The following is a 23915-nucleotide window of genomic DNA, read 5'->3' on the forward strand; positions in this document are numbered from 1 at the left end:
AATGAGAGATCTCGAGTAGCCATGCCGATCATCCAGTTGAGCGACGTCAGCAAGTCGTTCCCTCCCCGAACGCGCGGCGAGCAGCCGCTCCTCGCGCTTGACGGCGTCAGCCTCGACATCGAGGAGGGCGACATCTTCGGCATCATCGGCTACTCGGGTGCGGGCAAGTCCACGCTCGTGCGTCTGATCAACGCGCTCGAGCGCACGAGTTCGGGCAGTGTCGTCGTCGCGGGGCAGGATCTAACGCGGCTGCGCGAGAAGCAGCTGCGCGGCATCCGGCTCGGAATCGGCATGGTGTTCCAGCAGTTCAACCTGTTCAATTCGCGCACCGTGTGGGGCAATGTCGAGTACCCGCTGACGGTTGCGGGTGTGCCGAAGGCGCAGCATCAGCAGCGCATCTCGGAGCTGCTGCACTTCGTGGGGCTCGCCGACAAGGCGCACAGCTACCCCGATCAGCTTTCGGGCGGGCAGAAGCAGCGCGTCGGTATCGCGCGGGCGCTCGCCACGAATCCCAGCATCCTGCTCGCCGATGAGGCGACGAGCGCGCTCGACCCGGAGACGACGCGCGAGGTGCTCGAACTGTTGAAGAGGGTCAACGAGGAGCTCGGCATCACGATCGTCGTCATCACGCACGAGATGGAGGTGATCCGTTCGATCGCGCACAGGGTCGCCGTCATGGACTCGGGGCGCGTCATCGAGCAGGGCAACGTGTTCGACATCTTCTCGAAGCCGCAGTCGGATGCGACGAAGAGGTTCGTCTCGACGGTCGTGCGGGCGGTACCCGAAGCTGACGAGTTGGAGGTTCTGCGGGCGAAGCATCCGGGCCGCATCGTGACGCTGTCGTTCAGTGACGCGGATGCCGGCGCCGCCGTTTCGCAGTCGCAGGTCTTCCAGGCGCTCAGCAGCGGCGGTGTCGGCTTCGAACTCATATACGGCGGCATCAACGACATCCAGGGCCGCACCTTCGGGCATCTGACGGTGAGCCTGACGGGCCCGGATGCGTCGGTCGAGTCGGCGCTGTCGGCTGTGCGAGATCTCGTGACCGTGACGGAGGTGCGCTGATGGATGAGCTCGTGAATCTGCTGCCGCTGCTGTGGAAGTCCAGCTACGAGACGCTGTTCATCGTGGGCCTGTCGCTGCTGTTCGGTGGCATCGGCGGGCTGCTGATCGGCCTCGGGCTGTACACGACCCGGCAGGGCAGCATCCTGCAGAACCGGGCCGTTTTCAGCATCCTGAATGTGCTCGTGAACGTGTTTCGGCCGATCCCGTTCATCATCTTCCTGGCGGCGGCGCAACCGCTGGCCCGCGTCGTCGTGGGCACCGGGATCGGCAACAACGCGATCATCTTCACCCTGTCGCTGGCGGCCGCGTTCGGCATCAGCCGCATCGTGGAGCAGAACCTGCTCACCGTGCAGCCGGGCGTCATCGAGGCGGCCCGCTCGGTGGGGGCGGGGCCGCTGCGCATCATCTTCACGGTGCTCATCCCTGAGGCGCTCGGCCCGCTCATCCTCGGCTACACGTTCATCTTCGTGGCGCTCGTCGATATGTCGGCGGTGGCCGGGTACGTGGGTGGCGGCGGCCTCGGAAACTTCGCCATCCAGTACGGCTACCGGCTGTTCAACCCGGCCGTGACGTGGGCCGCGGTGCTCATCATCATCGTGCTGGTGCAGCTCGTGCAGTGGCTGGGCAACACGCTCGCGCGCAAGGCGCTGCGGCGGTAAACCCGCGGGTTGAGGGGCACGAAGTGCCGTCTCGAAACCGCGCCCGCGAGCAACCCCAGCCGCTCGGGCGATACTGGAGCCATGCCCTTGACGGATGCTGCGCTCGCCCGGTTCCGGGTCTCCCTGTCGCAGGCGCGCGACGATACGGTGCGGCTCATGGCGGGGCTGGGTGACGACATCCGGCTCATCGTCGACGCGCGGCAGGATTCGAACAGCGACGACGAGCACGACCCGGAGGGGTCGACCCTGGCGTTCGAGCGTTCGCAGTCGGATGCGCTGCTGCAGCAGTCGAGGCAGCGGCTGGCCGACATCGACGCAGCGCTGGGCCGCCTCGACGACGGCAGCTTCGGCGTGTGCGAGCGCTGCGGCCGCCCGATCGCGGAGGCCAGGCTGGAGGCGCGCCCGTATGCGCGGCTCTGCATCGACTGCGCGTCGCTGGTGGGGTGACGCGGGCGGGCTGGTCTCGAGACTGGCGCGGTAGACCGCACCACCTCGACCAGCGGGTGACTCCGCACCGTCTCGAAACCGGCGCGCCTCAGTCGAAGTCGAGGCTGAGTTTGCGCAGCAGGCCGGCCAGACGTTCCTGCTCTGCGGGCGCGAGGTGCCCGAGGATGGCGCGCTCGGCTTGCATGAGTTCGCTGATGGCCGCGTCGACGCGCGCCTGCCCCTGCGCTGTCATCGACACGAGGATGCCGCGACCGTCGTTGGGGTCGGTGCGGCGGGTGACGAGGCCGCGCTGCACAAGCCTGTCGATGCGGTTCGTCATGGTGCCCGATGAGACGAGGGTCTGCTGCAGCAGGGCTTTGGGGCTCAGCTGGTAGGGGTCTCCGGCGCGGCGGAGAGCGGACAGCACGTCGAACTCCCACGATTCGAGTTCGGATGCGGTGAATGCGGCCCGGCGGGCACGGTCGAGGTGGCGTGAGAGCCGGCCGACCCTGCTGAGTACCTGCATGGGGGCGAAGTCGAGGTCGGGGCGTTCGCGCTCCCACGCGCCGACGATGCGGTCGACTTCGTCATGTTCGGGCATCCCACCATTATCGCGGTCGGGTTCCCTTGCGGTCGCACCGTGTCGCATCTGGCAGACTTGTTTACCGCGCCGCCCGTGAGGTGGGCGTTTTCCGCCTTGGTGTAACGGCAGCACGACAGTCTTTGGAACTGTTAGGACCAGGTTCGAATCCTGGAGGCGGAGCTGCGGGTCGATCGCAACCTGCTGGTTGAGGAGCGCGGTGGAGCTATGGGCAGGCGCGGAGCGGCTGCGCGACCCCAGCGCCGACTGAGCCTGCGAAGGAGGACCTTCGGCGAGGCCGTCTCGAAACCTCACTCGTGATCGACCTCGATTCGATCCACTCGCTGGCGCTCGTTACTCAACCCGCCATGTCGCCGCTAGCGTTAAGGCATCCGTTTCGTTGCTTCCCTAAGGAGCCCCCATGACTGACCAGTCTCTTGCCGTGATCATCCTGGCGGCGGGCCAGGGCACCCGCATGAGGTCGTCGAAGGCGAAGGTGTTGCATTCTCTGGCGGGCGTTTCGCTGGTGGGGCATGTGCTGTCGACGGCCCAGGAGTTGGGTGCGGCGCATGTTCTTGCGGTCGTGCGGCATGAGCGGGATGCGGTGTCTGCCGCCGTTCTGGAGCTGTCTCCGGATGCGGTGATCGTCGATCAGGATGAGGTTCCGGGCACGGGCCGCGCGGTCGAGGTGGCGCTGGCGGCGCTGCCGGAGGGCTTCGAGGGCCGCGTGGTGGTTCTGAGCGCGGATGTTCCGCTGCTGGATGCGGCGACGCTGCGGTCGCTCGTGTCGGCGCACCAGCATGAGGGCAACGCGTTGACGATGCTGTCGGCGCATCTGGATGACCCGAGCGGTTTCGGTCGCATCGTGCGGTCATCCGATGGCCTGTTCGAGGCGATCGTGGAGCACAAGGATGCGACGCAGGAGCAGCTGGCCGTCACCGAGGTGAATGCGGGCGTGTATGTGTTCGATGCTGCGCGGCTGCGGTCGGCGCTTGCGGGTATCGGCACCGACAACGCGCAGCGGGAGATGTATCTGACGGATGCCGCGGCGGGCATCCGCGCGTCGGGTGGCCGTATCGAGGCGATGGCGGTGAACGACCCCTGGCTTGTGGCGGGCATCAATGACCGCTCGCAGTTGGCGGCTGCGGCCCGCGAGCTGAATGCGCGCATCGTGCGCCGCTGGCAGCTGGCCGGGGTGACCATTCTGGATCCGGCGAGCACGTGGATCGATGTGAAGGCGACGCTGGCGGAGGATGTGGAGCTGCTGCCGGGCACACAGGTGAAGGGTGCGACCACCATCGAGCGTGGCGCCATCATCGGCCCCGACACGACCCTTCTCGACTGCGAGGTGGGGGAGCGCGCCGTCGTGAAGCGCACCGACGCGACGCTCGCGGTGATCGGCGCCGGCGCATCCGTGGGGCCTTTCGCCTACCTGCGACCGGGCACCCATCTGGGCGCCGACGGCAAGATCGGAACCTTCGTGGAGACGAAGAACGCGCAGATCGGCGAGGGCAGCAAGGTGCCGCACCTGAGCTACATCGGCGACACCGAGGTCGGCGTCGGATCGAATGTGGGCGCCGGCACGATCACCGCCAACTATGACGGTGTGAACAAGCACCGCACCGTTGTCGGCTCGCATGCGAGGACGGGGTCGCACAACGTGTTCGTCGCGCCCGTTAGAATCGGTGACGGAGCCTACACGGGCGCCGGAACGGTCGTCCGCAAGGATGTGCCCGCCGGTGCGCTCGCGATCACTGCGGCTTCACAGCGCAACATGGAAGGCTGGGTCGAGGCGAATCGTCCGGGCACGGCGGCGGCGGATGCTGCTGCTGCGGCCACCGACGACAGCCCGAGCGAAGCCTAGACGTCGGTCCCCGGCAGAGAGCGAGCGGCACTTGTCCGAAATCACCGTCAACGGACAGAAGCGACTCGTGCTGGTCACGGGCCGCGCCCATCCGCAGCTGGCCGTCGACGTCGCGGCCGAACTCGACACCGAACTGGTGCACACGGATGCCCGCACCTTCGCGAACGGCGAGATCTACGCCAGATACGACGAGAGCGTGCGAGGCTGCGACGCCTTCGTGCTGCAGTCGCACACGACGCCGATCAACGAATGGCTCATGGAGCAGCTGATCATGGTGGATGCGCTCAAGCGCGCGTCCGCTAAGCGCATCACCGTCGTCGCCCCCTTCTACCCGTACGCGCGGCAGGACAAGAAGGGCCGCGGGCGTGAGCCGATCTCGGCCCGACTGGTCGCCGACCTGTTCAAGGCGGCCGGCGCCGACCGCATCATGAGCGTCGACCTGCACGCGGCACAGATCCAGGGCTTCTTCGACGGCCCCGTCGACCACCTGTTCGCCATGCCGGTGCTGCTGAAATACTTCAAGGAGAAGCTCGAACCGGTGAGCCTCACCGTGGTCTCGCCCGACATGGGCCGCGTGCGTGTTGCCGACATCTGGAGCGACAAACTGGGCGCGCCGCTGGCGATCATCCACAAGCGCCGCGACCCGCTCGTGCCGAACCAGGTGTCGGTGCATGAGATCGTCGGCCAGGTTGAGGGGCGCACCTGCCTGCTCGTCGACGACCTGATCGACACGGGCCGCACGATCGCGAAGGCTGCGGAGGCGCTCAAGGCCAACGGTGCAAAGAATGTGGTGGTTGCGGCGACGCACGCCGTGTTCTCCGACCCGGCGACGGAGGTGCTGCAGAGCGACTTCATCGACGAGGTCGTCGTCACCGACACCCTGCCGGTGCCGGAGGAGAAGCGCTGGGATCGCCTGACGGTTCTGCCGATCGCCCCGCTGATCGCGCGCGCCATCCACGAGGTGTTCGAGGACGGCTCCGTGACGAGCATGTTCGACGGAGCCGCGTAGCGCCCACCCGCTGGTCGAGGTGTCGCGCTCTGGCGCGACAGTCTCGAGACCTGCCGTGCGTGCAACCCGTCTGCGGCGCCTCAGCTGTTTGAGGTCGGCACCTGTCGCATGCCCGGGGCTACCGGGATGAGCCCGAGCGATGCGATGTGGTGGTCGGCGTCGAATGGGTCGACGGCGTAGCATTCCCAGCCGAGGCCGCCCGGCCCGAATGCTTCGAAGTGCACTTCGGTTGCGTGGGCGCTCGGCTCGGCAATGGACACCAGATACGCGCACGCCCGGGCGGCGTTGCTGCCGGCGATGCTGATGGTGGTGATCACGCCGGGCAGAACGAGGGCGAGCACGGCAAGCAGCACGACGGTGCGCAGCACCCATGTGCGCGTGCGGCTGCGCATCGGCCGCGGCTGGAAGGGCTCGAACTCGTCGAGTTCGCGCGGGGTGCTGTCATCGCTCACGCCCCCATCCTCTCACCGGTGGCTGGCCTTTCCCGCTGGTCGAGGTGCAGTGGCGCGTAGCGGCAGTGCATGAGGAATCTCGCGGAGCGAGTCGACCAGTAATCTGGCGCGACAGTCTCGAGACCGGCGCCCCGCGTCACTCCAGCTGGTCGAGGTACCGCAGGATGACGCCTTCGCGCATCGCCCAGGGCGACACGTCGAGCTGTTTGACGCCGAACACGGACATCGCTTCTCGCAGCACGATGCCGCCGGCGACGATCTGGAAGGTGCGGTCGGTGGTGATACCGGGCAGTTCGGGCCGGGATGCCGCGTTGAGGCGGGCGAGGCGCGGCACCCAGTCGTCGAGTTGGGTGCGGCGCAGCAGGCTGCGTTCGGTGTCTCCGATGCCGGGCGCGACCATCCCGCCGAGTCTTGCCAGCGAGCGGATGGTCTTGGAGGAGCCCACATGGTGGGAGGGGGAGGGGAGCCCGTCGAAGCGGCTGCGCGCCTCTTCCAGTATTCTGCGTGCGTGGCGTCGCAGCGCATCCTGCTGCTTCTGGGTGGGAGGGTCGTCGTGCAGGTATTCGATCGTGGAGCGTCCAGCCCCGAGGGGCAGTGACAGGCCGAGGTCCGGGTATTCGTCGGCGCCGAGTGAGATCTCGAGTGAGCCGCCGCCGATGTCGAAGAGCAGGATGCTGCCGGCTGACCAGCCGTACCAGCGGCGCACCGCCAGGAAGGTCAGGCGGGCCTCGTCTTCGCCGGTGAGAACACGCAGGGTGACGCCTGTCTCGGCGGCGACACGGTCGAGCACCTCTGGGCCGTTGGTCGCCTCGCGGATGGCGGACGTCGCCATGGGCAGGAATTCGTCCAGTGCGCTGCGTTCGGCGATCTGCGCCGCCGCTTTCACGGCGTCGATGATGGCGGTCACACCGTCGTCGTTGATGGAGCCGTCTGCCTCGAGGTAGCGCATGAGGCGCAGCACCGCCTTGTCGGATGACATGGGCACGGGGCGCGCGCCGGGGTGGGCATCCACCACCAGCAGGTGAACCGTGTTGGATCCGACGTCGAGCACTCCCAATCGCATGGCTGAACACTACCGCCGCGGTGTGGGGTGGGCGGATGCGCGGCGCGCGCCGAGTTCACATGGGAGGGCTAGGGTGTGCGCCATGGGTGAGGTGAAGCGGCAGCTCGGTGTGGGCGGCGCGGTGATGGTCGGGCTCGCGTCGATGATCGGCGCGGGCGTGTTCTTCGCGTGGGCGCCTGCGGCGGAGGCGGCGGGCGGGCTGCTCCTGGTGGCGCTGCTGGTCGCGGCGGTTGTTGCCGTGCTCAACGCGCTCAGCACGGCGCAGCTCGCCATGGCGCACCCCGTTTCGGGTGGCTCCTATGCCTACGCTCGGGCGACGGTCGGCCCGTGGACGGGTTTCGCGGCGGGCTGGTTGTTCCTGTGTGGCAAGACGGCGTCCGCCGGTGCGATCGCGCTCATCGCCGGGTCGTATCTGTGGCCGGAGCAGGCGCGCCTCGTCGCCGTGGTGGCGGTTCTGGTGCTTGCCTCGATCAATGCGGCGGGCATCCGCAGCACTGCGACGGTGAGCACGGTGATCGTCGTGGTCGTGCTGGCGGGTCTCGCCGTGACGCTGCTCATGATTGCGGCGCAGGCGGTGCCGCAGCAGCTGGCCCCCATCGTGTCGGCGCCGTCGGATGCGGGGCCGTGGGGCATCCTGCAGGCTGCGGCGCTGCTGTTCTTCTGTTTCGCCGGCTATGCGCGCATGGCGACGCTCGGGGGTGAGGTGCGTGATCCGCGACGCACCCTGCCGCGCGCGATCATCGCCGGGCTCGCTGTGGCGCTCGTCATCTATTTCGTTGTGGGCGGCACGCTCATGTCGGTGCTCGGCCCGCAGGGGCTGGCGGGCAGCGTCTCGCCGCTTGCGGATGCCGTGGGTGGCGGATCCGGATGGCAGCTGCTCATCCGGGTGGTCGCCGGCGTGGCCTGCCTGGGGTCGCTTGCGGGCATCCTCGCGGGTCTCAGCCGCACAGCCCTCGCGATGGCCGACGGCGGCGATCTGCCCGGGCCGCTCGCCCGGGTTTCGGAGCGCACACACGCGCCCATCGTCGCGGAGGCGACCCTCGCGGTGATCGCTGTTGCGGGCATCCTGTTTCTCGACCCCGCCCGCCTGGTCGGGTTCTCGTCGTGCGCCGTGCTCGCCTATTACGCGATCGCGCACCTGTCGGCTCTGCGCCAGCCTGCGGGGGAGCGCTGGCTGCCTCGCACGCTGCAGGTGCTGGGGGTCGCCGGATGCCTCCTGCTTGCGTTCTCGCTGCCGCTCACGGCGATCGTGGTGACGGCGGCCGTGCTGGCCCTCGGCTTCGCCCTCAGGGCACTGCGCCAGCGCCGCGCCTCCCGCCGCTAGCCCTCTCCCTCCCGCCGGTAGCCTCCGCTCGCCTCCCCGAGCCCCGCCGGTAGCCCTCCGCGCGCCTCCCCGCTCCCCGCGCCCCCGTCGGTCGCCCTCCGCGCGCCTCTCCCCCGAGCCCCTCCCGCCGGTAGCCTCCGCTCGCCTCCCCTCGCCTTCCCGAGCCGAAATGAAGGAGGTTCTCTGCTTTCAGCGCGGAATCGAGGAGGTCTGGGGCAGCCCGGGTCGACTTCTCCTTCATTCCTGCGCACATCGGCGGCGGCGAGCCAACGCCAGCAGCCAACGCCAGCAGCCAACGCCAGCAGCCAACGCCAGCGGCAACGAGAAAGCCCCGGCCGCCTCGCGAGGAGTCGGCCGGGGCTGTCTTGCACAAACGAGCGTCAGTGCGTGTCTTCTGCTTCGATCTCGGTGCGGTCGCCCGACCACAGCGTGTGGAAGGTGCCTTCGGCATCCACTCGCTTGTAGGTGTGGGCGCCGAAGAAGTCGCGCTGCCCCTGCACGAGGGCTGCGGGCAGGCGGTCGGCGCGCAGGCCGTCGTAGTAGGCGAGCGACGAGGAGAACGCGGGCGAGGGGATGCCGGCCTGCGTCGCTGCGACGACGACGCGGCGCCACGAGTCCTGCGCCTTCGAGACGACGTCGGTGAAGAACGGCGCCGTGACGAGGGCGACGAGGCCCGGGTTCTCGGCGTAGGCCTCCGTGATGCGGTTGAGGAAGCGGGCGCGGATGATGCATCCGGCGCGCCAGATCTTGGCGATCTCGCCCTTCTTGATGTCCCAGCCGTACTGTTCGGCGCCGGCGACGATCTCGTCGAAGCCCTGGCTGTAGGCGATGATCTTGGAGGCGTACAGCGCCTGGCGCACGTCTTCGATGAAGCCGTCGACGTCGTCGACCTGGAACTCGTCGGACGACGGGCCGGGGAGGGCGGATGCCGCGGCGCGCTGGGCCGGCTTCGACGACAGCGAGCGGGCGAAGACGGCTTCGGCGATGCCGGAGACGGGGATGCCCAGGTCGAGTGCGGTCTGCACCGTCCAGGCGCCGGTTCCCTTGGCTGCGGCCTGGTCGAGGATGACGTCGACGAGCGGTGTGCCCGTCTTCGCGTCGACCTGGCGGAGGACCTCTGCCGTGATCTCGATGAGGTAGCTCTCGAGCTCGCCCTTGTTCCACTCGGCGAAGACATCCGCGATCTCGGAGGGGCTCTTGCCTGTGCCGCGGCGGATGAGGTCGTAGGCCTCGGCGATGAGCTGCATGTCGGCGTACTCGATGCCGTTGTGCACCATCTTGACGAAGTGGCCGGCGCCGTCATGGCCGACGTGGGTGACGCAGGGCTCGCCGTCGGCGACCGCGGCGATGGACCTGAGGATGGGGCCGAGGGTGACCCACGACTCGTCGCTGCCGCCGGGCATGATCGACGGGCCGAGCAGCGCGCCCTCCTCGCCACCGGAGATGCCGGCGCCGACGAAGTTGATGCCCGTCTCGCGAACGGCCTTCTCGCGGCGGATGGTGTCGGTGAAGAGCGCGTTGCCGCCGTCGACGATGATGTCGCCCGGCTCGAAGACCTTCACGAGCTCGTCGATGACGGCATCCGTGGGCCCGCCGGCCTTGACCATGATGATGGCCGCGCGCGGCTTCTGCAGTGCGGCGGCGAACTCGGCGTAGTCGTGGGCGGCGACGAAGCCGGCCTCGGGGTGCTCGTCGAGCACCGTCTGGGTCTTCTCCCACGAGCGGTTGTAGATGGCGACCGTGTTGCCTTCGCGGCTGGCGAGGTTGCGGGCCAGGTTGGAGCCCATCACCGCCATCCCGACTACACCGATGTTTGCCTGTGCTGCGCCGGTTTCGGCCACGGTTGTGCTCCTCAGGATTGGGGGTGTTGTTCAGATTCCAGAGTACCGCGCCGACGGGTGCCGGGGCGGCGGGGTCGGCTGCGGGCTACAGCCGCGTTCCGAAGGTGTCGCACCACACGTTCTCGTTGAAGGTGCCCTGGAACGCGGATGCGCCCGTGATCTTCTGCACGGTCGCGTGGATGGCTTCACGGCTGGGCGCGTGCGCGTGGATCATGGTCTTCACCATGGGCACGTCGATGAGGTGGTTCGGCTGGCAGAGCGAGACGAACACGGTGGGCACCTCGGTGACGTACCAGGGGATCTCGGCGGCCATGGGGGTCGACCAGCGGATGCGGATGCTCGCCTCCTGCGCGAAGCCGGAGACGTTCGCGAACACGATGGCCGCGTCGTACTTCTCCGGGTACTGCTCGTTCGCCTCGTCGGCCATGACGGTGTGGAAGTACACGCCCTCTTCGCCTTCGGCCTTTCGCTGCTTGGCGTTCTTGAAGACGTGCACATCGAATCCGGCCTTCTCGAGTTCTTCGCGCGCGATCTCGAGGTAGCCGTTCGGGTCGGTGCCGGTGAAGTCGGACTCACCGCTGATGCCGTACAGCCGGATGCGCTCGAGTGCCTCCTGCAGGCGCTCCTCGGTGATGACGCCGTTGCGGTAGCCGTCGAGCATGTAGTCGAAGTCTTCGTCGGTGTTGCGGAAGAACAGGAACATGTCGCAGCCGGCGGCGATGGCGGCGGGCAGGCGTCGCGGCGCTACCGCGACCTGCTGCGCGGCTTCGTGCCCGAGCTGTTCACGGTGGACCCGGAAGGGACGATGGAACTCGTCGCGGCGCGCATCAGCGCACGGCAGCACGAATACATGCCGCCCGCCCTGCTGCAGTCGCAGTACGACACGCTCGAACAGTTGGCGCCGGATGAGCGGGGCATCATCGTCGACATCGCCGCGCCCATCACCGCAGTAGTAGACCAGGTGCTGGCCGTGGTCGCCCCGCGCGCACTGACCAGTTGAACCGCTGCGCGGTCTGACTTAACCGCTGGTCGAGGTGCCGAGGGACGAGGCGGTCTCGAGACCTGCCCCCGCGATCGCCTCACCGCGAGACGGGGTCGCCTCCTCCGAGCAGCCCGAGTTCGCTGCGGCGCGGGCTGCCCTGCCAGTCGCCGCGCACCAGGCAGGCGAGCGCGCCGGCGGTGACGGCCGTCGTCAGGCAGGTGGCGACATCCTCACCGTTCAGTCGTTCCGCCAGGAATGCGCCCACGAAGGCGTCGCCGGCCCCGACCGTGTCGACGGGGTTCACCGGTACGGCGTCGCGCCGGTGTTCGGCCCCGTCGATGACGGCGACGGCCCCGTGCTCGCCCAGCTTGATCACGGCATGCTTCGCACCGGCCGCGATGAGCCTGTGCGCCAGCTCGAGCGGGTCATCCGCCTCGCCGACCACGATCGCGGCTTCGTCGTCGCCGGCGAACACGATGTCGATGTGGGGGAGCAGCCGCGCATACTCCGCGGCGGCCTCTTCGCGCGTCCAGAGTTTGCTGCGGTAGTTGAGGTCCATCGAGATGGGCACACCGGCTTCGGATGCGGCGGTGACGGCGTCGAAGATCGTCTGCCGCATGGTCTCCGAGAGCGCCGGTGAGATCCCTGTCACGTGCAGCAGGGTCGCGCCGCGCACGAGCGCGAGGTCGATCTCGTCGCTGCGCAGCCGCCCGCCGGCGTTGCCGCGGCGGTAGTAGTAGACCTGCGTGCCCGAACCGGTGCGGTGCTCTTTGATCATGAGCGAGGTGGGTGCCTCCGAGTCGCGCACCGCCTCGACGCGCACGCCCTCCGCGCGCAGTTCGCGCACGATGAGTTCGCCGAGCGGGTCGGCGCCGACCTTGCCGATCCAGGTGACTTCGGTTCCGAGTCGGGCGAGCGCGACGGCGACATTGCTTTCGGCCCCGCCGTGGCTGAGGTCGAGGCTGTGCTCGTGCTGCAGTGGCCCGACGTTCGGGGCTCCGAGGAGGGCCATGGTCTCGCCGATGGTGACGACGCCGCTCATCGTGCCGACCCCGCGATTGCGACGGCTTCCTGCGCGCGCCGTGCCAGAGCATCCAGTGACCCGCCCTTGAGCGCATCGCCGACGAGCGGTCCTCCGAGGCTGACGGCGAGTGCGCCGGCCTTCAGCCACGCGGGGATGTCGGCCAGGCCGACCCCGCCGGAGGGTACGAACTGGATGTCGGGGAACGGCCCGCGCAGGTGCCCGCCGAACTGCGGGCCGACGGTTTCGGCCGGGAACACCTTCACCGCGGTCGCCCCCGCCTCCCACGCGCTGAACAGCTCGCCGGGGGTGAGGCCGCCCGGGAACACGGGGACCCCGGCCGCGACGGCTGCCGCGATGACGTCCTCCCGCACGATGGGGGTGACCAGGTACTGGGCTCCGGCGTCGATGGCGCGCGCCGCCTGGCCGGTGGAGGTCACAGTGCCGATGCCGATCTCGGCCGCGCCGGCGACCCTGGCGAGCAGCGACGGCAGGTGCTCGATCGTGCCGGGGGTGGTCAGCGTCAGTTCGATCGAGCGCACGCCGTTCTCGACGAGAACGTCGACGACGGCGTCGTAGTCGCGGGGCTCGTTCGCGCGCAGCACCGCGATCACGCGGCTCTCGCGCAGCAGCGTCGACGGCGTGGCGCGGGTCGGGCCCGCCGTGGTGGTCGGTGTCTCGGTCATGGTCCTTCTTTCTTCGTTCTTCTACGAGAGTACGGATGCCTCGGCGGTCGAGTCGCGCACGACCAGCCGGGTGGGCACCGTCGCGGTGTGGTGGGGTTTCGGCTCGACGATGGCGGCGGCCGTCAGCGCCCCGAGCGTGCGTGCGGAGCTGTCGACGGTGGTCAGCGACGGCCAGGCGAGGCCCTCGGGAAGCGAGTCGTCGCATCCGATCACGCTCATTCGCGCCGGCACCTCGACGCCGGCGTCGCGCAGCGCCGAGAGCAGCCCGAGCGCGATCTCGTCGTTGAAGGCGATGATCGCGGTCGTGTGCGTCAGGTCGATCGAGGCCAGCGCGCGTCTGCCGCCCACGAAATCGGGTGTCGCGGTTGCGGCGACGGCCAGGGGCATCCGCAGCTCTCTGCAGGCGCGTTCGAGGCTGCGCATCTTCTGCCGGCCCGACCATGACTGCGGCGGCCCGTCGAGGTAGGCGACGGAGCGGTGCCCGAGCGCGTGCAGGTGGCGCACCGCCTCGGCGAATGCGGGTTCGATGTCGAGCGTGATCTGCGCGAGACGCTCGGGGAGTTCGAGCCGGTCGCCCGCGTCGCCGTCGAGCAGGCGGTTGGCGAGCACGACGGGCAGGCGGGCGGCCGCCGCGACGATGTCGGCGTCGGGCAGCCGGCTGGAGGCGAGCACGAGTGCGTCGACCTGGCCGGACATGCGGCGGATGAGCGCACGCTCCTGCTCGCTGCTCTCGTGGCTGTCGCCGACGAGGATGCCGCGGTCGTGGGCGCCGAGCACCGACTCGAGTTCCGCCAGGAAGGAGGTGTAGAAGGGGTTGGTGACGTCGGGCAGGATGACGCCGACGTTGCCGGTGGAGCCGGTCGCGAGGCTGCGGCCGAGCCGGCTGGGGGTGTAGTCGAGCAGGGCTGCCGCGGCGAGCACCCGTTCGCGGGTCCGGTCGACGACGGAGGGGGCGCCGTTGAGGGCGCGGGATGCGGTGGCGACGGAGACGCCGGCGGCGGAGGCGATCTGCCGGATGGTTGTTGCCATCTTGACCTTCCGCGCTGCAGGGCGAATAATGGAGACCGGGAATGAAACCGGTTACATTCATCCTAGCCCCCTACGGAGACAAGAATGAGCGTGCAGAGCTTGGCGCGGCCACCGCAGCCACCCTGCTGTGGTAACGACTCACGCTGGTACCGACTCGGCACTGACCTCATGCATGGCAACCCGCTGGCAGCGGGTGGCGGTGACAAACCCGACAGCGCTAGGCCGTCTCCTTCGGCCCGCCCCTGATGAGGGGGCCTGCGGTGCCGGAGACGGCATCTGCCTCTCCGCCCTCCCAGATGGAGCTCATCTCGAGGAAGGTGCGCTGCATGATCCGCAGCATCGAGGCCTGGGCGTCGTCCGGGTTGCCGCGCTGGATGGCGCTGGCCACGTCGACATGGAACTGCAGCGCCTCGACGTGCGGATGCGTGGGCATGAGGCCGTAATGGGTGCGGCCCACGAGCACCTCTTCGACGAGGGTGTGCAGTTTGCCGAACATCTCGTTGCCCGAGTTGGTGAGCACGAGCCGGTGGAATTCGACATCGAGTTCGAGAAAACGCTCGCGGTCGCCCTCCTGCCCTGCCGCCCACAGTTTGCCGGCGAGGCCCATGAGTTCGCTCGCCCCGGTGAGGGGGGCGCGGATGGCGGCAAGCCGTGCGGCCTCTGGTTCGACCGCGGTGCGCAGTTCGGTGAGCGAGCGCAGCTGCGCGATGCGGCCGGGGGATGCGAGGCGCCAGCGGATCAGCTGCGGGTCGTAGAGATTCCATTCGGACTGGGGGAGCACCTTCACTCCCACCCGGCGCCGCGAGGAGATCATCCCCATGGAGGCGAGCACGCGCAGGGCTTCGCGCACGACGGAGCGCGACACGTCGTAGCGCTGCTCGAGTTCGTCGATGCGCATGATCGACCCCGCAGACAGTTCGCCGGAACACAGCGCCAGACCGAGACGGTCGAGGACATGCGCGTGGAGGCCCATCAGGCGGGAGGAGAGTTCGTCGCCGGCATCGGCGGTCATCTCTTTGGCATCATTGCTCACGGATAAATCATATCGTTTTCGCATACGTGTTGAATAAGTATGACTTTATTTGTTATGTTGCCTCCAATGAGGTGACGTAGCCATCCCTGACTGCGAAACCTTGGTGCGCAGAGGAGCGCATCATCACCAAGACACAGAGGAAGTCGTAATGAAGCGATCTGTAATCCGAATCACCGGGATTGCGACAGCAGCCCTGCTCCTGGGAAGCGGCCTCGCGGCCTGCAGCTCGGGCGACGGAGGTGGCGGGGGCTCTGAGACCCTCCGCGTGACGCTCGTGAACCACGTGTGGACCGACATCATCAAGGAGAAGATCCCGGAGTTCGAGAAGGAATCCGGCATCAAGGTCGAGGTCGCGCAGTTCGGCGAAGACCAGCTCTCCGACCAGTACAACGTGAAGCTCAACGCGGGTAGCGACGAGATCGACGTCATGATGTACCGCCCGCTCCAGGAGGGCAAGCTCTTCGCGAAGAACGGCTACATGGCCGACCTGAGCGACCGCGTCTCCGAGAACGCCGACTGGGACTGGGCCGACTACCAGGAGGGCCCCGTCAACTCGACCACCTACGACGGCAATGTCGTCGGTGTGCCGATCATCACCGAGCAGGAGGTGCTCTACTACCGCAAGGACCTGCTGGAGGCTGCCGGCCTCGAGGTGCCCAAGACGATGGATGACCTCCTCGCGGCGGCAGAGCAGATCAAGAACGAGAACCCGGGTGTTGCCGGCTTCGTCGCCCGCACCGGCAAGTCCGCTGCGGTGACCCAGTTCTCGAGCTTCCTGTTCAGCTACGGCGGTGACTTCATCGACAAGGACGGCAAGGCCAGCGTCAACACCCCTGAGGCCAAGGAAGCGTACGCCACCTACGGCAAGCTGATCCACGACTTCGGACCCGACAATGTCAGCACTGACATGAGCTGGTCTGAGGCGATGGCCATCTTCACGCAGGGTGGCGCGGCGTTCTACACGGAGGCCGACAGCCTCTACAAGAACGCGACCGACCCGGCCAACTCGAAGGTCTCCGACACGGTCGGCTTCGCGCCGATCCCGGCCGGCCCTGACGGTTCGAAGGCGTACAACGTTCCCTCGTGGGCGCTCGGCGTGAACGAGGCATCGGGCAACCAGGACAACGCGTGGAAGTTCATCGAGTGGGCCACCAGCCAGGACATGACGCTCGAGATCCAGAAGGCCGGCGTCCCCGGAGCCCGCACCTCGGTGTGGGATGACCCTGAGGGCATCTCGACCTACCCGGCCGACCTCGCCGAGGCGATCGCCATCAGCACGAAGAACGGTATCGGTCACGACCGCCCGCTCGTCATCAAGGTTCCTGAGGCCCGTGAGATCGTCGGCGAGCCCATCGTCGTCGCCATCACCGGCGGAGATTCGGATGCCGCCGCGGATGCCGCGAACAAGGCATTCCAGGCGCTCCTGGACGACGAGAACAAGTAGTTCAGCACCACACGCAGTAACAGCACCACCCAGCCTGCGACGGCCGGAGCCGACCCCGAGGGGTTGCGCTCCGGCCGCCGCGGGCGCACAGTCTTCGAGACGGGCCAGCCTGTCTCGCCCCAGTACCTGCCCCTCCCCGCACCGGCCTTGCCGCCCGCGGGCCCCCACACTCACAAGGAGGTGAACGATGACTGCGACGACCAGCATCCGCACATCGCCCCAGAAGACGTTCTCTGACTGGGCCAATCGCCACCGCAAGTGGCTGTTCGCCTCGCCGGCGATGATCATCGTCGGCCTGCTCATCGCCATCCCGCTCGTCTGGACGATCTACCTGAGCCTCACCAACTCCGAGGGTTCGGTGCGGTCAGAGCACGACTTCATCGGCTTCGACAACTACGCCGAGGTCTTCGCCGACTTCGACCGCTTCTGGCCAGCAGTCTGGCGCACCTTCCTGTTCACGGGCGGCGTGCTCATCGTCGAGCTCGTGCTGGGCATGGCCATCGCCCTGCTCCTGTGGCGGCCGTTCCGCGGTGAGCGCTGGGTGCGCGTCGCCATCCTGCTTCCCCTCGTGGCGACCCCCGTCGCGGTCGGCATGATGTGGAAGCTCATCTTCGACCCCAACATCGGCTTCGCCAACCAGATGCTCGCGTTCTTCGGCATCCCCGCGCAGCCGTGGCTCTCCGGTGAGCTGACGGCGCTGCCGACGCTCATGTTCGTCGACATCTGGCAGTGGACGCCGATGGTCGTGCTCATCCTCCTGGCCGGCCTCACCTCCCTCTCGGACGAGCCCGACGAGGCGGCCCGCATCGACGGCGCCAACTCGTGGCAGCGCTTCTGGTTCGTGACGCTGCCGCTCATGCGGTCGACCGTCATCGTCGCCATCCTGCTCCGCAGCATCGACGCCCTCAAGACCTTCGACATCCTGTACGCGACGAAGGGCAAGGGCGGCGGCTCGTTCCACGAGGTGGAGACGCTCAACGTCTACGCCTACGGGCTCAGCTTCGACTACAACGACTACGGTGTCGCATCCGCCGTTCTCATCATCTTCTTCCTGCTGATCATCGCGATCATGTGGGCCATCACGTTCAGAAGAAAGGAGAAGGCGTCCAAATGACCACGACACTGTCACCCTCCGCGACCCTTCCCGCCCCGCGTCCGACCCGCCGGCGCAAGCCGCTGCGCTCGCGTGCATACAGCTGGTTCCGCGCGGCCGCGCTCGTCCTGATCGTTCTCGTCTTCATCCTGCCGCTGGCCTGGATGCTGCTGTCGTCGTTCAAGACGAACGTCGACATCTACGATGTCGCCAAGACGCTCGTGTTCACGCCCACCTTCGACAACTTCGCCAATGTGCTGGGCCGCGACAACTACTTCCAGTTCATCTTCAACAGTGCCTGGATCGCGTTCGCCTCGACGGCGCTCTCCCTGCTGGTGGGGGTTCCGGCCGCCTACGTGATGAGCCGCTTCTCGATGGGCAAGTCGGCGGCGGTCGTGCTGCTGGCGCGCATCATCCCGGGCGTCAGCCTGCTCGTGCCGTGGTACTTCATCTTCGCGAATCTGCGCATGGTGGGCGACTACAGCGTGCTGATCCTGTCGCACATGTTCGTGGCGCTGCCGCTCATCGTGTACATCATGATGTCGTTCTTCGACTCGCTTCCGGAGGATCTCGAGGAGTCGGCGCAGGTCGACGGGCTCACGCCCATCGGCGCGTTCCTGCGCATCACGCTGCCGCTGTCGACGCCGGGTATCGCGACGGCGGGCATCCTGTCGATCATCTTCTCGTGGAACAACTTCATGTTCGCGCTCGTTCTCTCGGGTGCCAACACGAAGACGCTCCCGGTGGCGATATTCAACTTCGTGTCGTACGCGAGCATCGACTGGGGCGGCCTCATGGCGGCCGCCGTCGTCGTGACCGTGCCCATCATGGTCATCGCCCTGTTCACGCAGAAGTACATCGTGTCCGGCCTCACCGCCGGCGCGACGAAGGGCTGATCCGCTGTGCTGATCGACCGCGTTGAGACCTTCATGGTCGCGCCCCGCTGGCTGTTCGTTCGCATCGAAACCGATGAGGGCGTCGTCGGCTGGGGTGAGGCCTCTCTTGAGGGCCATTCGGCCACAGTGCGAACGGCCGTCGAGCAGTTCGCCGAGTACCTCGTGGGGCGCGACCCGCTCACGATCGAGGACCACTGGCAGGTTCTGAGCAAGTCCGGCTTCTACCGGGGCGGTGCCGTTCTGGCGAGCGCCGTCTCCGGCATCGACCAGGCGCTGTGGGACATCGCCGGTCGCCACCTCGGGGTTCCCGTGCACCAGCTGCTCGGTGGGGCCGTTCGCGATCGCATCCGGGCCTACGGCTGGGTCGGCGGCGACGACCCGTCCGAGATCGCCGACAGCATTCAGGCCCAGCTCGATGTGGGGCTCACCGCTGTCAAGATGAATGCGAGCGGCCGGATGAGCCGCAACGGCTCCGTCGCCGAGCTGGACGCCGTCGTCAAGAGGGTCGCCGCTGCCCGCGATGTTCTCGGCCCTGACCGTGACGTCGCCGTCGACTTCCACGGTCGCTTCACGATCGCGACCGCCCGGCGTATCGCTCCGTTGCTCGAGCCCTTCCACCCCTTCTTCCTGGAGGAGCCGGTCGTGCCCGAGAACTCGCACATGATCGGGGCGCTCGTCGACGCGACCACCACCCCGGTCGCGACAGGCGAGAGGCTGTACAGCCGGCAGGAGTTCCTGCCGGTGCTCGCGGCGGGCATCGCGATCGCCCAGCCCGACCTGTCGCACGCCGGAGGAATCAGCGAGGTGCGGCGCATCGCATCCCTCGCCGAGGCCTACGACGTGCAGCTCGCACCGCACTGCCCGCTCGGCCCGCTCGCGCTGGCCGCCTGCCTGCAGGTGGGTTTCGCGACTCCGAACTATCTCATCCAGGAGCAGAGCATCGGCATCCACTACAACCAGGGCGCTGAGGTTCTCGACTACGTGCTCGACAAGGAGCCGCTGAAGTTTGTCAACGGCTCCATCGAGCGTCTGACGGGGCCGGGTCTCGGAATCGAGATCGACGAGGTCGCCGTACGCGCGGCCGACAAGATCGGGCACGAATGGCGGTCGCCGATCTGGCGGCACGACGACGGCTCCCTGGCTGAATGGTGATGGGTATGGGCGACTCCTCTGGCGACTTCATTGGCGGGCTGCGTGCTGCGCGCCTCCTCGCGATCATCCGCGGCAGCAATGCCGACGACGCCGTGGCGACAGGCCTGGCGCTCATCGATGAGGGCGTGCGCTACATCGAGGTCTCGCTGACGACCCCGGATGCTCTGCGCGTGATCTCCGCGCTGGCGGCAGACGGTCGCGCCCACATCGGCGCCGGAACCGTCCTCACGGAGGGCGACGTGACGGAGTCGGTGGCCGCCGGAGCATCCTTCCTGCTGACGCCCGCGCTCGCCGAGAGCGTGCCCTTCGCGGTCGCCCGGGGCGTGCCCATCATCGCGGGCGTCTTCACGCCCTCCGAGGCGCTCGCCGCCATGCGGCAGGGGGCCACGGCCGTCAAGCTGTTCCCCGCGGCGCAGGGAGGCCCCGGCTATCTGAAGGCGCTGCGCGAGCCGTTCCCGCAGATCCCGTTCCTGCCCGTCGGCGGCGTCGACGCCGCAGCCGCAGAACAGTACCTCGCCGTGGGCGCCTTCGCTGTCGGCGTCGGCGGCCCGCTCATCGGCGACGCCGCATCCGGGGGAGACCTCGATGCGTTGCGCGCCCGGGCCCGCGACTTCGTCAGCCGCATCGCATCCTGAGAACCCCACCCGTCAGCAAAGGAACACACAATGAAGATTGAACGCGCTGAAGTCATCGTCACCAGCCCCGACCGCAACTTCGTCACCCTCAAGCTGACGACGGATGACGGCATCACGGGCCTCGGCGACGCCACCCTGAACGGCCGCGAGATGGCTGTCGTCAGCTACCTCAGCGAGCATGTCGTGCCGCTGCTGCTCGGCCGCGACGCGCACCGCATCGAAGACACCTGGCAGTTCCTGTACCGCAGCGCCTACTGGCGTCGCGGCCCCGTCACCATGGCCGCGATCGCCGCCGTCGACGTCGCCCTGTGGGACATCAAGGCGAAGGCCGCCGGCATGCCGCTCTACCAGCTGCTGGGCGGCGCATCCCGCACCGGCCTGCTCGCCTACGGCCACGCATCCGGCAAGTCCATGCCCGAGCTGTTCGACAGCGTGCGCGACTACCAGGAGCAGGGCTACCAGGCCATCCGCATCCAGACGGGCGTGCCCGGCCTGCGCGCCATCTACGGCATCGCCGCCAACGAGCCGCTGCCGGGCAACGAGGGCAAGCGCTACGACTACGAGCCCGCGCAGCGCGGCGCGTTCCCGGCCGAGGAGGACTGGGACACGCGCGCCTACCTGCGCCACGTGCCCACCGTCTTCGAGGCGGTGCGCAACGAGTTCGGCCCCGAGGTTCCGCTGCTGCACGACGGCCACCACCGGATGACGCCCATTCAGGCCGCCAAGCTGGGTAAGTCGCTCGAACCCTACGACCTGTTCTGGCTGGAGGACTGCACCCCCGCCGAGAACCAGGAGGCGCTGCGGCTCGTGCGCCAGCACACCACAACGCCGCTGGCGATCGGCGAGATCTTCAACACCGTCTACGACTACCAGCAGATCATCCGCGAGCAGCTCATCGACTACGTTCGCAGCGCGGTCACGCACACCGGCGGAATCTCGCACCTCAAGAAGATCCTCGACTTCGCCGGCCAGTACCAGATCAAGTCGGGCATGCACGGGCCGACCGACATCTCGCCCGTCGGAATGGCCGCAGCCATGCACCTCGGCATGGCCATCCACAACTTCGGAATCCAGGAGTACATGAAGCACGGCGAGAAGACGAACGCCGTCTTCGAGCAGTCGTACACCTGGAACAACGGGCTGCTGCACCCCGGCGACAAGCCCGGCATCGGCGTCGAGCTCAACGTCGACGAAGCCGGCAAGTACCCGTACGAGCAGGCCTACCTGCCCTACAACCGGCTCGCCGACGGCACCGTCCACGACTGGTGACCGAGTCAGAGATGGCGGCGGATGCGCCCCTGATCGTGGTTCTCGGAGTCTCCGGCTCCGGCAAGACCACGATCGGGGCGCTCATCGCCGACGAACTCGGAGTGCCCTTCGTCGACGCCGACTCGCTGCACCCTGCCTCGAATGTCGCCAAGATGGCATCCGGAACACCGCTCGACGACGACGACCGCTGGCCGTGGCTTGCCCGCGTGGGCGGCGAGCTCGCGCGTGCGGCGTCAGCGGAAACGGGCCTCGTCATGGCATGCTCGGCGCTGAAACGCGTCTACCGGGATGCGATCAGGGCGGAGGCCCCGGCCCTGCATTTCGTTCACCTCAGCGGTGACCGCGAGGTGCTCTCGCACCGTACGACGGGTCGCAGCGGGCATTTCATGCCGGCGAGCCTGCTCGACTCGCAGTTGGCGACGCTGGAGCAGCTGCAGCCGGACGAGCCCGGCATCGTCGTCGACATCGCACCGCCCGTGGCCGACGTCGTGGCCGACGCGGTGGCCCGCATCCGCCCGTAACGCCGCTGGTCGAGGTGTCGCCGCGAGGCACCTCGCTGGTCGAGGTGTCGCCGTCTACGGCGACAGTCTCGAGACCGAGCCCCGCGCACACCTCACCGCACCCGGTTGCGCAGCTCTCCACCGTCGAGCAGCACCCGCACATTGTGTTCGATGAGCTGTTCCGCACCGAGCGGTCGCCCGCCGGCGGCGTGCGGCGTGATGATGATGTTCGTTTCGTCCCAGAGTGGCGAGTCGGCGGGCAGCGGCTCCTGCGCGGTCACGTCGAGTGCGGCTCCTCCGAGCCGCCCGGCGCGGATGGCGTCGAGTAGTGCTCCTTCGTCGACGGTCGCCCCGCGGCCCACGTTCACGAGCCAGGCGTGCGCGGGCAGCTGCGCGAGCACGGCCGCGTCGACGATGTTCTGCGTCGCATCCGTCGCCGGCAGGATGTTGATCAGAACATCCGTTGTCGGTAGTTCGGATGCCACGTCTTCGGTGGCGATCACACGGTGGCCGTCGGTGGTGCGGGCGCTGGTGGCCACCCCGGTCACGGTCGCACCGAGGGAGACGAGGTGCGGGGTGAGTTCGCGGGCGATCCCGCCGAAGCCCCACACGAGCACTCGCGCGCCGCGCAGTGTGCTGAAGAGGCCGGGGCTCGGTTCGGGCTGCACGCCGCCCACTTCGGCGGCCCAACGGTGGTCGAGCTGCGCGCGGAATGTCACGTGCAGCCGCCGTGCGGCGGCGAGCACGAGGGCGAGGGCGTGTTCGGCGACGGGCCTGTCGTGCAGGCCTGTTCCGGATGCGATGGGCAGCATTGCGTCGAATCCCGCGGCAAGCGCCTGGTCGACTCCGGCGGAGAGGGTCTGCACGAGCCGCAGCCGGGTCAGTCGGGTTGCCGCGTCTTCGAGTACGGCACTCGGGTTGGCCCACGAGACGAGCACGTCGGCGTCGTCGTGTTCTGCGGGGATGAGCTTCACCGGGTCGTACTCGATGTACTCGACGTCGTTGATGGGGCTGAGGCTGAGGGCGACACTGGTGGGGATGAGAACCTTCATGATCCTTACGGTAGACTCTTGTTCTGAACTTCGGCGAGGGATGCTCCTATGGCATCCGTTATCGACGCGGCGAGCAGGCTTCGGGCTTTCCTCACGCTGCAGTTGCTGTTTGAACTGCCGATGCGTTCGAGTTGACAATCATTTGACCGCAGCCGTTGCGCTGCAAAGGGAGACAACACCATGGGTGAGAAGACCAGCCGCGCAGGGCGACCGTCCGTAGCGAGCACCACCGAGCCGTCGAACAACATCGTCGCTGAGGTTCGCGAGAACTTCGGCAAGGGCTTCGCTCGTCGCCTCCGCGCCACGGGCAAGATCCCGGCTGTGCTGTACGGCCACGGCACCGACCCGCAGCACCTTGCGCTGCCGGGCCACGAGACGTCTCTTCTGCTCCGCAAGGCGAACGCCATGCTTGAGCTCGACATCGCCGGCAAGTCGCAGCTCGCTCTTGTCAAGGATGTCCAGAAGGACCCGGTGCGTCAGATCATCGAGCACATCGACCTCGTTGTCATCCGCAAGGGTGAGAAGGTCCAGGTTGACGTTTCTGTTCACGTCACCGGTGAGGCCGCCCCCGGCACCGCGCTCGAGCAGGAGGCGCACTCGCTCCTCGTCGAGGCTCCCGCGATCAGCATCCCCGAGAACCTGTCTGTCAGTGTTGAGGGCCTTGAGGCCATCACTCACCTGTACGCGTCGCAGATCGAGCTGCCCGAGGGTGTCCTTCTCGTCTCTGATCCCGAGACTCTCGTTGTCAGCGTTGTTGTTCCGACGGTCGCTCCTGAGCCTGAGGAGACCGAGGCGCCTGCTGCTGCGGCTGCCCCCGCTGCGGAGGCTGCGGAATAGTCGACT

25 protein-coding genes and 1 tRNA gene are annotated in these 23915 nt (G+C 67.9%); 16 read left to right on the forward strand and 10 right to left on the reverse strand.

What is annotated here, in order from left to right; translation table 11 throughout:
• Nucleotides 1–21 precede the first annotated feature (21 nt).
• The 3 genes from FB562_RS01400 (at nucleotide 22) to FB562_RS01410 (ending at nucleotide 2168) form a co-directional block, all read left to right on the forward strand.
• Entirely contained in the window at nucleotides 22–1062 is a 1041-nt protein-coding gene (locus tag FB562_RS01400) for a methionine ABC transporter ATP-binding protein (protein WP_141879511.1), read from the forward strand.
• Nucleotides 1062–1721: a methionine ABC transporter permease gene (locus FB562_RS01405; RefSeq protein WP_141879512.1), complete on the forward strand. Its 660-nt coding sequence runs from the start codon at nucleotides 1062–1064 to the stop codon at nucleotides 1719–1721. Before FB562_RS01400 ends, FB562_RS01405 begins: the two co-directional genes overlap by 1 nt.
• Nucleotides 1722–1802: 81 nt before the next feature.
• Nucleotides 1803–2168 (forward strand): TraR/DksA family transcriptional regulator, encoded by a 366-nt coding sequence (locus FB562_RS01410; protein ID WP_141879513.1) that lies wholly within the window; start codon nucleotides 1803–1805, stop codon nucleotides 2166–2168.
• A gap of 88 nt (nucleotides 2169–2256) precedes the next feature.
• Here the strand turns inward: FB562_RS01410 and FB562_RS01415 are convergent, their stop codons facing one another.
• Nucleotides 2257–2748, reverse strand: coding sequence for a MarR family winged helix-turn-helix transcriptional regulator (locus FB562_RS01415; RefSeq protein WP_141879514.1), 492 nt, complete (start codon nucleotides 2746–2748; stop codon nucleotides 2257–2259).
• Between the two features lie 90 nt (nucleotides 2749–2838).
• On the opposite strand from FB562_RS01415, the gene FB562_RS01420 reads away from it, so the two are divergent.
• The 3 genes from FB562_RS01420 to FB562_RS01430 all read left to right on the forward strand — a co-directional run bounded on the left by FB562_RS01420 (nucleotide 2839) and on the right by FB562_RS01430 (nucleotide 5600).
• A tRNA-Gln gene (locus tag FB562_RS01420) sits at nucleotides 2839–2910 on the forward strand.
• Between the two features lie 238 nt (nucleotides 2911–3148).
• Entirely contained in the window at nucleotides 3149–4591 is a 1443-nt protein-coding gene (gene glmU, locus FB562_RS01425; RefSeq protein WP_141879515.1) for a bifunctional UDP-N-acetylglucosamine diphosphorylase/glucosamine-1-phosphate N-acetyltransferase GlmU, read from the forward strand.
• A gap of 31 nt (nucleotides 4592–4622) precedes the next feature.
• The gene (locus FB562_RS01430; RefSeq protein WP_141879516.1) at nucleotides 4623–5600 is read left to right on the forward strand and encodes a ribose-phosphate diphosphokinase; all 978 of its coding nucleotides are present in this window, start codon (nucleotides 4623–4625) and stop codon (nucleotides 5598–5600) included.
• A gap of 80 nt (nucleotides 5601–5680) precedes the next feature.
• On the opposite strand, the gene FB562_RS01435 is transcribed toward FB562_RS01430, so the two are convergent.
• Complete coding sequence (locus FB562_RS01435) at nucleotides 5681–6052, reverse strand: hypothetical protein (protein WP_141879517.1); 372 nt, start codon at nucleotides 6050–6052, stop codon at nucleotides 5681–5683.
• Nucleotides 6053–6188: 136 nt separating this feature from the next.
• Complete coding sequence (locus FB562_RS01440; protein WP_141879518.1) at nucleotides 6189–7115, reverse strand: Ppx/GppA family phosphatase; 927 nt, start codon at nucleotides 7113–7115, stop codon at nucleotides 6189–6191.
• Nucleotides 7116–7197: 82 nt separating this feature from the next.
• Between FB562_RS01440 and FB562_RS01445 the strand changes: the two genes are divergently transcribed.
• Entirely contained in the window at nucleotides 7198–8439 is a 1242-nt protein-coding gene (locus FB562_RS01445) for an APC family permease (RefSeq protein ID WP_141879519.1), read from the forward strand.
• A 380-nt stretch (nucleotides 8440–8819) separates the two neighbouring features.
• On the opposite strand, the gene gndA is transcribed toward FB562_RS01445, so the two are convergent.
• Together gndA and FB562_RS01455 are read right to left on the reverse strand one after the other, a co-directional pair.
• On the reverse strand, nucleotides 8820–10295 hold the full coding sequence (gndA, locus tag FB562_RS01450; RefSeq protein ID WP_281284316.1) for an NADP-dependent phosphogluconate dehydrogenase: 1476 nt from the start codon (nucleotides 10293–10295) through the stop codon (nucleotides 8820–8822).
• A 70-nt stretch (nucleotides 10296–10365) separates the two neighbouring features.
• Entirely contained in the window at nucleotides 10366–10983 is a 618-nt protein-coding gene (locus FB562_RS01455; RefSeq protein WP_342777268.1) for a hypothetical protein, read from the reverse strand.
• A 102-nt stretch (nucleotides 10984–11085) separates the two neighbouring features.
• Between FB562_RS01455 and FB562_RS13575 the strand changes: the two genes are divergently transcribed.
• Nucleotides 11086–11280, forward strand: coding sequence for a hypothetical protein (locus FB562_RS13575; protein WP_221625403.1), 195 nt, complete (start codon nucleotides 11086–11088; stop codon nucleotides 11278–11280).
• 79 nt (nucleotides 11281–11359) lie between these two features.
• On the opposite strand, the gene FB562_RS01460 is transcribed toward FB562_RS13575, so the two are convergent.
• From FB562_RS01460 to FB562_RS01475, 4 genes are all read right to left on the reverse strand, one after another.
• The gene (locus FB562_RS01460) at nucleotides 11360–12304 is read right to left on the reverse strand and encodes a sugar kinase (protein ID WP_141879521.1); all 945 of its coding nucleotides are present in this window, start codon (nucleotides 12302–12304) and stop codon (nucleotides 11360–11362) included.
• Entirely contained in the window at nucleotides 12301–12969 is a 669-nt protein-coding gene (locus FB562_RS01465; RefSeq protein WP_141879522.1) for a bifunctional 4-hydroxy-2-oxoglutarate aldolase/2-dehydro-3-deoxy-phosphogluconate aldolase, read from the reverse strand. Before FB562_RS01465 ends, FB562_RS01460 begins: the two co-directional genes overlap by 4 nt.
• Nucleotides 12970–12990: 21 nt before the next feature.
• The gene (locus FB562_RS01470) at nucleotides 12991–13998 is read right to left on the reverse strand and encodes a LacI family DNA-binding transcriptional regulator (RefSeq protein WP_141879523.1); all 1008 of its coding nucleotides are present in this window, start codon (nucleotides 13996–13998) and stop codon (nucleotides 12991–12993) included.
• Between the two features lie 217 nt (nucleotides 13999–14215).
• The gene (locus FB562_RS01475; RefSeq protein WP_342777269.1) at nucleotides 14216–15031 is read right to left on the reverse strand and encodes a FadR/GntR family transcriptional regulator; all 816 of its coding nucleotides are present in this window, start codon (nucleotides 15029–15031) and stop codon (nucleotides 14216–14218) included.
• A gap of 148 nt (nucleotides 15032–15179) precedes the next feature.
• On the opposite strand from FB562_RS01475, the gene FB562_RS01480 reads away from it, so the two are divergent.
• The 7 genes from FB562_RS01480 to FB562_RS01510 all read left to right on the forward strand — a co-directional run bounded on the left by FB562_RS01480 (nucleotide 15180) and on the right by FB562_RS01510 (nucleotide 22041).
• Complete coding sequence (locus tag FB562_RS01480) at nucleotides 15180–16475, forward strand: ABC transporter substrate-binding protein (RefSeq protein ID WP_141879524.1); 1296 nt, start codon at nucleotides 15180–15182, stop codon at nucleotides 16473–16475.
• A 187-nt stretch (nucleotides 16476–16662) separates the two neighbouring features.
• Nucleotides 16663–17589: a carbohydrate ABC transporter permease gene (locus tag FB562_RS01485; protein ID WP_246081290.1), complete on the forward strand. Its 927-nt coding sequence runs from the start codon at nucleotides 16663–16665 to the stop codon at nucleotides 17587–17589.
• Nucleotides 17586–18464, forward strand: a complete 879-nt coding sequence (locus tag FB562_RS01490; protein WP_141879525.1) for a carbohydrate ABC transporter permease — start codon at nucleotides 17586–17588, stop codon at nucleotides 18462–18464. The genes FB562_RS01485 and FB562_RS01490 overlap by 4 nt, the downstream gene beginning before the upstream one ends.
• 6 nt (nucleotides 18465–18470) lie before the next feature.
• Nucleotides 18471–19616, forward strand: a complete 1146-nt coding sequence (dgoD, locus tag FB562_RS01495) for a galactonate dehydratase (RefSeq protein ID WP_141879526.1) — start codon at nucleotides 18471–18473, stop codon at nucleotides 19614–19616.
• Between the two features lie 5 nt (nucleotides 19617–19621).
• A complete protein-coding gene (locus FB562_RS01500) occupies nucleotides 19622–20251 on the forward strand; it encodes a bifunctional 4-hydroxy-2-oxoglutarate aldolase/2-dehydro-3-deoxy-phosphogluconate aldolase (RefSeq protein WP_141879527.1) in 630 nt (209 codons plus the stop codon).
• Nucleotides 20252–20281: 30 nt separating this feature from the next.
• Nucleotides 20282–21520 (forward strand): D-mannonate dehydratase ManD, encoded by a 1239-nt coding sequence (gene manD / locus FB562_RS01505; protein ID WP_141879528.1) that lies wholly within the window; start codon nucleotides 20282–20284, stop codon nucleotides 21518–21520.
• Nucleotides 21517–22041 carry a gluconokinase gene (locus FB562_RS01510; protein WP_246081291.1) on the forward strand — a complete coding sequence of 175 codons (525 nt, stop codon included), beginning with the start codon at nucleotides 21517–21519 and terminating at the stop codon, nucleotides 22039–22041. Before manD ends, FB562_RS01510 begins: the two co-directional genes overlap by 4 nt.
• A 92-nt stretch (nucleotides 22042–22133) precedes the next feature.
• On the opposite strand, the gene FB562_RS01515 is transcribed toward FB562_RS01510, so the two are convergent.
• Nucleotides 22134–23072, reverse strand: a complete 939-nt coding sequence (locus FB562_RS01515; RefSeq protein ID WP_141879529.1) for an NAD(P)-dependent oxidoreductase — start codon at nucleotides 23070–23072, stop codon at nucleotides 22134–22136.
• Nucleotides 23073–23252: 180 nt separating this feature from the next.
• On the opposite strand from FB562_RS01515, the gene FB562_RS01520 reads away from it, so the two are divergent.
• Nucleotides 23253–23909: a 50S ribosomal protein L25/general stress protein Ctc gene (locus FB562_RS01520; RefSeq protein WP_141879530.1), complete on the forward strand. Its 657-nt coding sequence runs from the start codon at nucleotides 23253–23255 to the stop codon at nucleotides 23907–23909.
• Nucleotides 23910–23915: the final 6 nt, after the last annotated feature.

Source organism: Homoserinimonas aerilata (assembly GCF_006716125.1).
In the GTDB taxonomy this organism is placed as follows: Bacteria; Actinomycetota; Actinomycetes; order Actinomycetales; family Microbacteriaceae; genus Homoserinimonas; species Homoserinimonas aerilata.